The 11,648-nt window shown below is 68.3% G+C and carries 11 protein-coding genes and 1 pseudogene; 8 read left to right on the top strand and 4 right to left on the bottom strand.

The features are described from left to right. Nucleotides 1-447 precede the first annotated feature (447 nt). The 4 genes from nrdR to IE178_RS32210 all read left to right on the top strand — a co-directional run bounded on the left by nrdR (nt 448) and on the right by IE178_RS32210 (nt 7,117). The gene (gene nrdR, locus IE178_RS32225) at nt 448-1,005 is read left to right on the top strand and encodes a transcriptional regulator NrdR (RefSeq protein WP_184765873.1); all 558 of its coding nucleotides are present in this window, start codon (nt 448-450) and stop codon (nt 1,003-1,005) included. A 164-nt stretch (nt 1,006-1,169) separates the two neighbouring features. Next, nucleotides 1,170-4,064 carry a vitamin B12-dependent ribonucleotide reductase gene (locus tag IE178_RS32220; protein ID WP_184765874.1) on the top strand — a complete coding sequence of 965 codons (2,895 nt, stop codon included), beginning with the start codon at nt 1,170-1,172 and terminating at the stop codon, nt 4,062-4,064. A gap of 385 nt (nt 4,065-4,449) precedes the next feature. After that, nucleotides 4,450-5,901: an amidase gene (locus IE178_RS32215; RefSeq protein ID WP_184765935.1), complete on the top strand. Its 1,452-nt coding sequence runs from the start codon at nt 4,450-4,452 to the stop codon at nt 5,899-5,901. Nucleotides 5,902-6,010: 109 nt separating this feature from the next. Further along, nucleotides 6,011-7,117, top strand: coding sequence for a hypothetical protein (locus IE178_RS32210; RefSeq protein ID WP_318280369.1), 1,107 nt, complete (start codon nt 6,011-6,013; stop codon nt 7,115-7,117). Nucleotides 7,118-7,513: 396 nt separating this feature from the next. On the opposite strand, the gene IE178_RS32205 is transcribed toward IE178_RS32210, so the two are convergent. Then, on the bottom strand, nt 7,514-8,047 hold the full coding sequence (locus IE178_RS32205) for a TerD family protein (protein ID WP_184765876.1): 534 nt from the start codon (nt 8,045-8,047) through the stop codon (nt 7,514-7,516). A gap of 157 nt (nt 8,048-8,204) precedes the next feature. Between IE178_RS32205 and IE178_RS32200 the strand changes: the two genes are divergently transcribed. Next, a complete protein-coding gene (locus tag IE178_RS32200; RefSeq protein ID WP_184765877.1) occupies nt 8,205-8,810 on the top strand; it encodes a YdbC family protein in 606 nt (201 codons plus the stop codon). A gap of 119 nt (nt 8,811-8,929) precedes the next feature. Next, on the top strand, nt 8,930-9,562 hold the full coding sequence (locus IE178_RS32195) for a histidine phosphatase family protein (RefSeq protein ID WP_193514707.1): 633 nt from the start codon (nt 8,930-8,932) through the stop codon (nt 9,560-9,562). Between the two features lie 180 nt (nt 9,563-9,742). Here IE178_RS32195 and IE178_RS32190 read toward each other — a convergent pair whose 3' ends face one another. The 3 genes from IE178_RS32190 to IE178_RS32180 are packed head-to-tail and all read right to left on the bottom strand — an operon-like array spanning nt 9,743 to nt 10,553. After that, complete coding sequence (locus tag IE178_RS32190; RefSeq protein WP_193514706.1) at nt 9,743-9,925, bottom strand: hypothetical protein; 183 nt, start codon at nt 9,923-9,925, stop codon at nt 9,743-9,745. A 2-nt stretch (nt 9,926-9,927) separates the two neighbouring features. Further along, entirely contained in the window at nt 9,928-10,137 is a 210-nt protein-coding gene (locus IE178_RS32185) for a hypothetical protein (protein ID WP_184765880.1), read from the bottom strand. Beyond that, complete coding sequence (locus IE178_RS32180; RefSeq protein WP_193514737.1) at nt 10,134-10,553, bottom strand: ATP-binding protein; 420 nt, start codon at nt 10,551-10,553, stop codon at nt 10,134-10,136. The genes IE178_RS32185 and IE178_RS32180 overlap by 4 nt, the downstream gene beginning before the upstream one ends. Before the next feature lie 158 nt (nt 10,554-10,711). On the opposite strand from IE178_RS32180, the gene IE178_RS32175 reads away from it, so the two are divergent. Together IE178_RS32175 and IE178_RS32170 are read left to right on the top strand one after the other, a co-directional pair. Continuing rightward, a complete protein-coding gene (locus IE178_RS32175) occupies nt 10,712-10,897 on the top strand; it encodes a hypothetical protein (protein WP_193514705.1) in 186 nt (61 codons plus the stop codon). A 21-nt stretch (nt 10,898-10,918) separates the two neighbouring features. Then, nucleotides 10,919-11,557: pseudogene (locus IE178_RS32170) on the top strand (NsdA family TPR-like regulatory protein); the annotation flags it as partial. Nucleotides 11,558-11,648 lie beyond the last annotated feature (91 nt).

Here is an 11,648-nt window from a genome sequence, read left to right as displayed (position 1 = left end):
CACGCTTCGCGCCGGACAAACGGGCCTATTGTTGTACTCTTCACCGCCGAGGTGATGACCTCCCCGGTCGGGGCCCCAGTCTGCCATCGGGCACCCCGTGATGCGGGTGGGGGGCCCGCTCTCTTCGGGAGTCGCACGCTGCCTCCTCGCCTCGAACACGGCATCTCCCCATTCGCGCGGCGCCCGCGGGGGAGTGCGGCGGACGTGCGGGGGTACTGCGCAGGCGGATGTCGGCCCGGTCCCCGGATCTGCCGGGCGCGACACGCGTGCAGGGCGTGCGTGTATGAGCCAATCCCCACATCTAGTGGTTGCATTGCGGCAGCAGCCCAGAAGTTGTGGTCCCCCGGGTCTCGACGCCCTCCGCGATCGCCTATGCTGGTGCTGCTTCGTGAGGCCCAAGAGGCCTGGCGAGGCCCTTGAGTCTGCTGTGAGGAGGGTTGGGAGTTCATGCACTGCCCCTTCTGCAGGCACCCCGACAGCCGCGTCGTCGACAGTCGTACGACCGACGACGGCACGTCGATCCGCAGGCGCCGCCAGTGTCCGGACTGCTCCCGTCGCTTCACGACCGTGGAGACGTGTTCGCTCATGGTGGTCAAGCGGTCCGGAGTCACCGAACCGTTCAGCCGCACCAAGGTCATCAACGGGGTGCGCAAGGCGTGTCAGGGACGGCCGGTCACCGAGGACGCCCTGGCCCAGCTCGGCCAGCGCGTCGAGGAGGCGGTGCGGGCCACCGGAAGTGCCGAGCTGACCACCCACGACGTGGGGCTGGCCATACTCGGCCCGTTGCAGGAGCTCGACCTCGTCGCCTATCTGCGGTTCGCGTCCGTCTATCGGGCGTTCGACTCGCTCGAGGACTTCGAGGCCGCGATCGCGGAACTCCGGCGGGCGGAGCGCCCCGCCGTGGACGACGGGGACGGCGAGGGGGCCGTTCCGGGGAGCCAGGAAGACGACGGCGGGTCCCGAGGGACTGCCCAGGTCCCCGAACCCGCCCCCGCCGCCGACTGACCGGCGGGCCGGCCCCCGACGCCAGATGCGGGGACCGGCCGGGCGGCGGCGATGAGAAGACCTGTTGCGGGCAGGTGAGTGGGCGCCCGCAGCACCAGACAGAACACCGTGTCCCGGGAACATCGGGGCACTTCAGGGCGTTTTCGCCCGTAGAGGGAGGCGGCATGACAGAGACGGCGAGCGGTCCGGCACGGAGTTCCCGAGCCAAGAGCAACAAGGCCGGCAAGGGACTGCACGTGGAGCGCATCCACACCACTCCGGGAGTCCACCCGTACGACGAGGTGGCCTGGGAGCGCCGTGACGTCGTCATGACCAACTGGCGCGACGGCTCGGTCAACTTCGAGCAGCGCGGCGTCGAGTTCCCCGACTTCTGGTCGGTGAACGCGGTCAACATCGTCACCAGCAAGTACTTCCGGGGTGCCGTGGGCACCCCGCAGCGCGAGACCAGCCTCAAGCAGCTGATCGACCGCATCGTGAAGACGTACCGGAAGGCCGGTGAGGACCACAAGTACTTCGTCTCGCCCGCCGACGCGGAGATCTTCGAGCACGAGCTGGCGTACGCCCTCCTGCACCAGATCTTCAGCTTCAACAGCCCGGTGTGGTTCAACGTGGGCACGCCCCAGCCCCAGCAGGTGTCCGCCTGCTTCATCCTGTCCGTCGACGACTCCATGGAGTCGATCCTCGACTGGTACAAGGAAGAGGGCATGATCTTCAAGGGCGGTTCCGGCGCCGGCCTGAACCTGTCCCGGATCCGCTCCTCCAAGGAGCTGCTCTCCTCCGGCGGCAACGCCTCCGGCCCGGTCTCCTTCATGCGCGGAGCCGACGCCTCCGCCGGAACGATCAAGTCCGGTGGCGCCACCCGCCGCGCCGCCAAGATGGTCGTCCTCGACGTGGACCACCCGGACATCGAGGACTTCATCGAGACCAAGGTCAAGGAAGAGGAGAAGATCCGCGTCCTGCGCGACGCGGGCTTCGACATGGACCTGGGCGGCGACGACATCACGTCCGTCCAGTACCAGAACGCCAACAACTCGGTCCGCGTCAACGACGAGTTCATGCAGGCGGTCGAGCAGGGCGGCAAGTTCGGTCTGCGGGGCCGGATGACCGGCGAGGTCATCGAGGAGGTCGACGCCAAGGCGCTCTTCCGCAAGATCGCCGAGGCCGCGTGGGCCTGCGCCGACCCGGGCATCCAGTACGACGGTGTCATCAACAACTGGCACACCTGCCCCGAGTCCGGCCGGATCACCGCGTCGAACCCGTGCAGCGAGTACATGCACCTGGACAACACGTCCTGCAACCTGGCCTCGCTGAACCTGATGAAGTTCCTGAAGGACGACAGCCAGGGCAACCAGTCCTTCGAGGCCGAGCGCTTCCAGAAGGTCGTCGAGCTGGTCATCACCGCGATGGACATCTCGATCTGCTTCGCGGACTTCCCGACCCAGAAGATCGGCGAGAACACCCGCGCGTTCCGCCAGCTCGGCATCGGCTACGCCAACCTCGGCGCCCTGCTGATGGCGACCGGCCACGCCTACGACTCCGACGGCGGTCGCGCCCTGGCCGGCGCGATCACCTCCCTGATGACGGGCACGGCGTACCGGCGCTCCGCCGAACTCGCCGCGGTCGTCGGCCCGTACGACGGTTACGCCCGTAACGCCGACGCCCACAAGCGCGTCATGAAGCAGCACGCCGACGCCAACGGCACGGCCGTCCGCATGGACGACCTGGACACCTCGGTGTGGGCCGCCGCCACCGAGGCCTGGCAGGACGTGCTCCGCCTCGGCGAGAAGAACGGCTTCCGTAACTCCCAGGCCTCCGTGCTCGCCCCGACCGGCACCATCGGTCTGGCGATGTCCTGCGACACCACCGGTGTCGAGCCCGACCTGGCGCTGGTGAAGTTCAAGAAGCTGGTCGGCGGCGGCTCGATGCAGATCGTCAACGGCACCGTCCCGCAGGCCCTGCGCCGCCTGGGCTACCAGGAGGAGCAGATCGAGGCGATCGTTGCCCACATCGCCGACCACGGCAATGTGATCGACGCCCCCGGCCTCAAGCAGGAGCACTACGAGGTGTTCGACTGCGCCATGGGCGAGCGCGCCATCTCCCCGATGGGCCACGTCCGCATGATGGCCGCGATCCAGCCCTGGATCTCCGGTGCCATCTCCAAGACGGTCAACATGCCGGAGACGGCGACCGTCGAGGAGGTCGAGGAGATCTACTTCGAGGCCTGGAAGCTCGGCGTCAAGGCGCTCGCCATCTACCGCGACAACTGCAAGGTCGGCCAGCCCCTCTCCGCCAAGACCAAGGAGAAGGAGAAGGCCGAGATCACCGAGAAGGCCGAGGAGACGATCCGTACCGCGGTCGAGAAGGTGGTCGAGTACCGCCCGGTCCGCAAGCGTCTCCCGAAGGGTCGTCCCGGCATCACCACCTCCTTCACGGTCGGCGGCGCCGAGGGCTACATGACCGCCAACTCCTACCCGGACGACGGTCTCGGCGAGGTCTTCCTGAAGATGTCGAAGCAGGGCTCGACCCTCGCGGGCATGATGGACGCCTTCTCCATCGCCGTCTCGGTGGGCCTGCAGTACGGCGTGCCGCTGGAGACGTACGTCTCGAAGTTCACCAACATGCGCTTCGAGCCGGCCGGTATGACGGACGACCCGGACGTGCGGATGGCGCAGTCGATCGTCGACTACATCTTCCGCCGCCTGGCGCTGGACTTCCTGCCCTTCGAGACGCGCTCCGCGCTCGGCATCCACTCCGCCGAGGAGCGTCAGCGTCACCTGGAGACCGGTTCGTACGAGCCGACCGACGACGAGGTCGACGTCGAGGGCCTGGCCCAGTCGGCGCCGCGCGCCCAGGAGCTGAAGGCGGTGTCCACGCCGAAGGCCGAGGTCGAGGTGGCCAAGCCCGCCCCGAAGCAGGCGCACACCAGCGCGGAGCTGGTCGAGATGCAGCTCGGCATCCAGGCGGACGCTCCGCTGTGCTTCTCCTGCGGTACGAAGATGCAGCGCGCCGGCTCCTGCTACATCTGCGAGGGCTGCGGCTCGACGAGCGGTTGCAGCTGAGAACGAGCGGAATCCCGTCTGACGCGACTTCGAGCATCTGCCGCTGAGGACGCTGATTAGCACGTGAGAGAGGGTGCCGACCATCGGTCGGCACCCTCTCCGGTGTCTCGCACCGCGTTTATGGCACCCGCCCCTACGCGCAACTCCGCGTCGAGTTCGAGCGACGCCGGACTCTCCCGCGACTGCGGCCGGTTGACGATCCATTTCGTGATGACGTCCAGCGCCGTCACACCGCCGGCCGGCCGGACGCCCGCGGGCGAACGATTGCCACCAGCACCACGGCCATCGGGTCGAGGACCGCCAGGCAGACGAGTATGGAGACATCCACCCCGTTGTGCGAAGCGGCATTTCGTGCCCCCTCCCACCGGCCCATACGGTCGAATTCATGGACTGGAATTTTTCGACGGCCGAACAACTCGCGGCTGCCTTGCGTGCCGGTGAAGTGACCTCGGCGGAGCTGACCGACGAGGCGATCGCCCGTATTGAACGGGACGACGATGCGATCAACACGATCTGTGTGCCGGACTTCGACCGTGCACGGGCCGCCGCGCGCGGTGCCGACCGGGCGCGTGCCCGCGGTGAGGACCGGCCGCTGCTGGGCATTCCGGTGACGGTCAAGGAGTCGTACGACATCGCGGGGCTGCCCACGACCTGGGGTTTGCCGCCGCACCGGAACTTCGTGCCGGCCGAGGACGCGGTGCAGGTGTCGCGGCTCAAGGCCGCGGGCGCGGTGGTGCTCGGCAAGACCAATGTGCCCGTGGGGCTGCAGGACGTGCAGACCTTCAACGGGATCTACGGCACCACCAACAACCCGTGGGACCACCGTCGTACGTCGGGCGGATCCTCCGGCGGCTCGGCGGCGGCCCTGGCGTCCGGGTTCGGCGCGCTGTCCATCGGCTCCGACCTCGCCGGTTCGTTGCGCACCCCCGCGCATTTCTGCGGCATTTACGCGCACAAGCCGACACTCGGGCTGGCGGCGAGCCGCGGCATGGTCCTGCCGCCTGGGCCGGCCCTGCCGGTCGAGCACGACTTCGCCGTCGTCGGTCCGATGGCGCGCACCGCTCGCGACCTCACGCTCCTGCTCGACGTCATGGCCGGACCGGACCCGCTGACGCTCGGTGTGGCGTACCACCTGACGCTGCCGCCCGCGCGCCACGAACGGCTCCGCGACTTCCGGGTCCTGGTCCTCGACGAGCATCCGCTCATTCCGACCGGGTCCGCCGTGCGGGCGGGCGTGGGGCGGGTGGCCGACGCGCTTGTCGACGGCGGTGCTCGCGTCGAGCGGGACAGTCCGCTGCTGCCCGATCTGACCGAAGCCGCGGTGCTCTACACGAAGTTCCTGTTCTCGGGCTCCGTCGCACGTTTTCCCGTCGAAGCCTACGAGCAGCTGCAGGCCCGCGCCGCCGGACTGAGCGCAGACGACCGGAGTCTCGATGCGGCGCGGCTGCGCGGCATGGTGTTCAGCCACCGCGACTGGATCGAGGCGAACAGCTCTCGCGAGCTCCACCGCCATGGCTGGCGGCAGTTCTTCGCCGAGTTCGACGCCGTGGTGTGCCCCATCACGCCCACTCCCGCGTTCCCGCACGACCACCATCCCGACCTGATGAAACGTCGGATCGACATCGACGGCGTCGAGTATCCGTACTTCGACCAGCTCGTCTGGGCCGGTCTGGCCACTATGCCCGGTCTGCCCGCCACCGCTATACCAGCGGGCCGGTCGCCCGAGGGTCTGCCGGTGGGAGTGCAGCTCATCGGCCCGATGTTCGAGGACCGCACCCCGCTGCGGCTGGCCGAATTGCTTGAGCAGAAGATCGGCGGCTTCCAGGCACCGAGGTAACAGGAGCCGGTACGGCTTGTCGCGGAGGGCGTGGCGGTGCCAGGCTTCCGGGCATGAACGAGAGAATCGAGTCTTCCCCCCGCTCATGAGTGAGATGCCCGAAACCGGAGTGCCCGGCACCCCGGCCACGCTGTTCCAGCATGTCCTCCGGCTGCATCGTCTGACACCGGACGAACCTCTTTTCCGTAGCGGAGAGCCGCTTCCCGACGCGGAGCGGCGTCGACGCCGACGACAGTGGGAGCAGCCGTTCGACCACAGGTGCGGCGATGCCGAGGCCGCGAACATCCTTGACGCGTACTTTCTCGACACTCGGGTCTCACCCCGTCGGTTGGCCATCGAACTCCGCGACGTCCCGGTGTCGTGTCGCTACGACGAGCGCATCGGCGCAGCGGCCCTGAGGGCATCGGCGGCCAGGGCCCGCGAAACCGGTCGGTGGCTGGTCCGGCACGGGACCGACCTCGCTCCCGTGGCCGTCGGGCTCGCCCTGCTCGCCGAGGTCGGTACGGTGGACGACATCCGGCTGATCCAGACCATCGGCCTCCTCTCGAACGCCTTCGGCCCTTTGGCGGTGCGGGCCCTGGATCGCCTGCCGGGCGGTGTCGAGGCACTGATCTGGCTCGCGGAACGGGTGACCGCCTGGGGCCGAGTCCATGCAGTGGACGCGCTGTGCCGACACGTGGACGATCACCCGGCCGTCCGGCCGTGGCTGCTGCGCAGAGCCGTCGACGGGGATTACCTCAACGGTTACTTCGCCGCCGCAGTCGCGCGAGTGACCATGCTCCACGAGGTCATCACGCAGTTCGGGGACGACGCCGAAGTCGTGGATCACACGGGTCGGATCCTCCACGTCATGCAGTGCTGCGAGGGCATGGGCACCTCTTTGCGCCAGTACCCTGATGCGCTCGCGGTGTTGGAGGCGCACGTCCGCCACATCAAAGAACTGGGACCGACAGCCGAGCGCTACTTCGTGGCGGCGACCACCGCCCAGTACTTGACCGAGGAGGCACCCGCCTGGTCTGACGACGCCACACTCAAGACGCGTTGGGACGAGGCCCGGACGTCGTATCTCTCCCTGGTCGACCGTGCGGACTGGTGCGGCACGGCACGGGAGGGCCTCGCGGCCGGGGACCGGCGGCTGACCTGGCTTGCGGACTCCAAGGCACCGGAGCTCGACCTGCGTGCCTTCCGCAACGACGAGCCGAGAGCCGAGGAATAGCGCACTTGGGGAATACGCGCCCTCCGCCACTGTTCCGGGCGGAACAAGGGCCACTGAGTGAGGGGTGAGGCGGGGAATCCTCATGGAGGTTTCCCCGCCTCACCGCGCCTGTCACGGCACAGCGCGCTCGCAGTGGGCGTGTTCAGCTGTCGGTGGATCGACAGGAGACTCCACAGCCGGCGCAGTGTGATGCCTCGTGCCGTGGAGTGCGCCGGACAACCGTTCAGCGCGCGCACCGCGTGGTCGTACGACGCGAGCGTGTCACCGGACGACGGCCCAGGTGCCCTTTCGCTCGATCATGCGGTGATCCTCGCAGGCCGGCTCGGACGAGCAAGGGCCGTGCCCCCGGCCAGGACATCACGCGCGGAACAGGCGGTCCGGCAGGCCCGGACCCCGTCACGGCCGGCGTGCCGCCCCCATCGTGCGTGTGAAGGACGCCGGGTCGCCCTCGAAGCCCTGGACCCCCGGGCGGAATTGCCAGGCCCCCGAACCGTCCCGGACGAACTCCGCGACCGTCGCCGCCGTGTCCCCGAGGACACCGCCGAAGTCGTCCTCGGCCAGGACGGTGTATCCCTCGCGGATGCGCAGACCGGGATTGCCCACACCGGAGAACGTCCGCCGCGCCTGGTGCTGCTGGATGACGACACCGACCACCACGCGTGCGTACCGCTGGTCGAGCCGGTCCAGTTCCAGCGTCATGACCTCGTCGTAACCGAAGCCCTGGCCGTCCTTGCTGTCCCGGTTCAGTGTGATCGTGCCGTCGGGGGAGCGACTGTCGAAGTGCACCACATAGGCGGGATCACCATGTGGGTCGCCCGCCGGATAGGGCGCGGCGACGAGATCCAGGTCGGTGGAGGGCTGCCCCGACGGACTCGGGTCCCACCTCAGCGAGATCTCGACCTTGCGGATGCCCTTGTTGAGGCCGTTCACCAGTCTTCCCCTTCCCCGTGACCGTCCTGCCGGCTCACCCCAACTGCCGGGTGCTCCCGGCAGGTTGTCCATCCTGCCACGCGCGCGGCGGTGGGCGCCGGGAACCAGTCCACCCGAGGGTGACCGACGCCACGCTCCCTGGCCTTACGATGGCGCGGTGCTGGTCAAGTGGATTCGCTGCACCGTGGTGGACCGCCGAGGGTTCGAGCGGGGGCAGCGAAAGTGGGCGGGGCTTCTGGGGGAGCCGGGGTTTCGCGGGCAGGGCGGAGGCTGGAGCCGGGGGCGGTCGGACGTGGCGCACATCTTCTCGTTCTGGGAGAGCCGCGCCTTCTACGACTCCTTCATGGCGCGCTCCCACGACCGGCTCGCCTCAACCCAGTCGGGAACCTTCAAGGACGCCCAGGTCAGACTCTTCGACCACCGCTTCGACGTGAAGACCGGTTTCGAACCGCGCTTCACGGACGCCGACCTGCTCAGGGTGGCGCTGTGCCGGGTGCACGAGGAGCGGGCGGAGCACTTCGTGCTGATGCAGGAGAAGGTCTGGAACCCGGCGATGGCCGGCTCGCCCGGCATGGTCCGGGGACTGTTCGGCGAGGCGCCCGGCAACGAGTTCCTGGTGCTGTCGATGTGGCGGGCGGCCGCCGAGCACGGCAAGTACCGCACCGAGCGAGTGGAGCGCCTCGCCCTGAGAGCGCAGACGGAGGCCGACGTCGCCGCGCTCGCGGGAGACATCGTGGACATGGAAGCGGCCTGGACGGTCTGACGTCCGGACGCGGAAAAGGTGTGCTCTTGCGTGGCATGCGGTGCGGGACGTGTGTGACCTACGCCGTATGAGGCCCGCACGAGTGCTCGCCGGGCGGTCACCCGATCTAGGGTTTCGGCATGGCACGACCACGGCGCATCGTCCTTGTCCGGCACGGCGAATCAACGGGCAATGTTGATGACTCCGTTTATGAGCGCGAACCCGACCACGCCCTGGCTCTGACCGAGCGGGGCAGACAGCAGGCGGAGGGGACGGGCGAGCAGCTGAGGGAACTGTTCGGCCGCGAGCGCGTCAGCGTCTACGTCTCCCCCTACCGCCGGACGCACCAGACGCTGAGCGCCTTCGGTCTCGACCCGGCACTGATACGCGTGCGGGAGGAGCCGAGGCTGCGCGAGCAGGACTGGGGCAACTGGCAGGACCGCGAGGACGTGCGTCTGCAGAAGGCCTACCGGGACGCGTACGGGCACTTCTTCTACCGCTTCGCCCAGGGCGAGTCCGGAGCCGACGTCTACGACCGGGTCGGCGGCTTCCTGGAAAGCCTGTTCCGCAGCTTCGAGGCCCCCGACCATCCGCCGAACGTCCTGATCGTCACCCACGGTCTGGCCATGCGGCTGTTCTGCATGCGGTGGTTCCACTGGACCGTGGCGGAATTCGAGTCGCTGGCGAACCCGGGGAACGCCGAGATGCGGATGCTCGTTCTGGGGGACGACGGCAAGTACACCCTCGACCGCCCCTTCAAGCGGTGGAAGTAGGGAACCCTTTGAATTTTCAGTGCTTCTTCCCGCCTGACCTGCACAAACGCGCTTACGCGAAGAGCTAGGTCCCAGAATTGCGGCTCCTCACCAGGCAGGGCTGCCAGTAGGACCACACGAGGAGCCCCGACCGCACCGACGGCCGGGGCTCCTCTCTGCCCTCACGGGACGGGGGAGCCTTTACGGCATGACCCCGCGAGGGAGTGTGGGGGTGGGCGTGTGCTGCTCCACAAGGGCGTCCAGCGTGTGGAGGAAGGCGGTGTGGGTCCCGGCGTCGTGAGCCGCCTGGATCACCTCGTCCAGGACCTCGTACGCCTGCTCGTCCGTAAGATCGTTCAGCCAGGGGAACGCGCGGCTCTGCACGGCTACACCTCCCGCTCCCTCTTGATCCGTTCCTTGCGCGGCACGGTGACGGTCAGCTTCTCGGGGTCCGGAGCCGTCCAGGTCTGTCCCCAGTAACTGTGGACGGGCCGCAGGATGTATGTCCCGTTCCTCACGTCGCTGATGACGCCCTCCCTGTCCGCGTTGGCGTCGTACACCTGATCCCCGACCCACGGGGACTTCTCACCGGTCACCGGGCCGGCTCGTTCATCAGCTCAGCCCAGACCTGCTTGCCCCAGCGGTAGAGGTCGGTGCCCCACCGCTCGGCCAGGGCATCGACGAGGAGAAGGCCCCGGCCGCTGGTGAGGAGGTCGTCACTGGGCTTGGCCAGCTCCGGCAGTACGCGGGCTCTGTCGACGACCCCGATCCGTACGAACCGCTCACTGGGCCGCGTGATGACGACCCGGATCACACGACTGTTCGTGTGCTTGACCGCGTTGGCCACCAGCTCCGAGACGAGCAGTATCGCGGTGTCCGTCAGCTCCTCCAGGTGCCACGCAGCCAGGGCTGTTCGTACAAGCTTGCGGGCGGCCTCGGCGCTCTCCTCCAGACCCGGAAGTGTCTCGGAGTACCCGGGGCGCCCGGTGTGGTGCGGCTTCGCCACGATCATTCGAACCTCAGGGGTGTCGGTGTACGACTGCCTTGGTTCAGTCAACGACCGCTCGTTCACGAGGAGGAGGAAAAGTCGGTCGGGTGTGCATCGCGGCCCACCGGAAATTTCCTGGTTCTCGTCCTCACTGTCCTGGCATCAGTGGCTACGGTGAGTACGTGGAGGGGAACGCGAACCTCATCAGCCTCATGCAGGAAGCTGGCTTCAAGCAGGCCGAGTTAGCCGAGGCCGTCAACGCCTTCCTGCGCTCTCGTGGATACGACGGAACGGTGAGTGACCGCACCGTCCGGAATTGGCTGACCGGAAAAACCCGCTGGCCCCACCCCCGCCAGCGGGAAGCCTAAGAAACAGTATTCGGATGTACGGCCGAGGAGCTGGGCTTCTGCCCGCCAGCGGCAAGTTGCCCCACCATCCAAGCGGAGGCTCCCGTGAGGCGCAGGAACTTCCTCACCGCCACCACTGGCACGGCCGCTGCCGTTGTGGTGCCACAGGACTCGCGGCCCACCCGCGTCGGGACCTCCGACGTGATCCGGCTTCGATCTGGCCTGGATGCCCTGATGGCCCTGGACGACAACCGAGGAGGCCACGAGGGCCTGGAGCGGGCCGCCCTGGCGGGAGCTGAGGAGGCCCTGGACAAGCTCAAGCTGGCCGCCTCCCAAAGGATCCGGCAACGGCTCTTCTCGCTGGCCGCCGATTACACCGCGACCGCCGCCTGGTCTGCTCTGGACGCCCGTCAGCTCGACCGGGCTCAGGGGTACCTCGACCGATCGTTGTACCTGGCGGGGATGGCCAAGGACCCCGTGGTGGAGCTGAGGGTCTGGAACTCGTACGCGATGCTCGCCCACCAGCGGGGCCAGCACACACAGGCTGTGGACGCCGGCTACGCGGCCCAGGCCACGGCCATCACCCGGAGGGACCCGCTGTTCGCCTCGCTCGCGCACGCCAGAACGGCTGTGGGGCATTCGAATCTCGGTGATCGGGCGGCGGCCCTGCGGTCCCTGTGAGGTTCCCCCGAGATGCGGGGAAAGGTGACAGCAGGTCAGATGGGTGTCATGAGAGGAGCCCAGACGATGCCTGCCCCGAGGAAGTACCCGC

This window comes from Streptomyces griseoloalbus (assembly GCA_014650015.1).
Taxonomy (GTDB): domain Bacteria; phylum Actinomycetota; class Actinomycetes; order Streptomycetales; family Streptomycetaceae; genus Streptomyces; species Streptomyces griseoloalbus.
The sequence above is the reverse complement of the archived record's forward strand: the minus strand, read 5'-3'. Positions and strand labels throughout refer to the sequence as shown.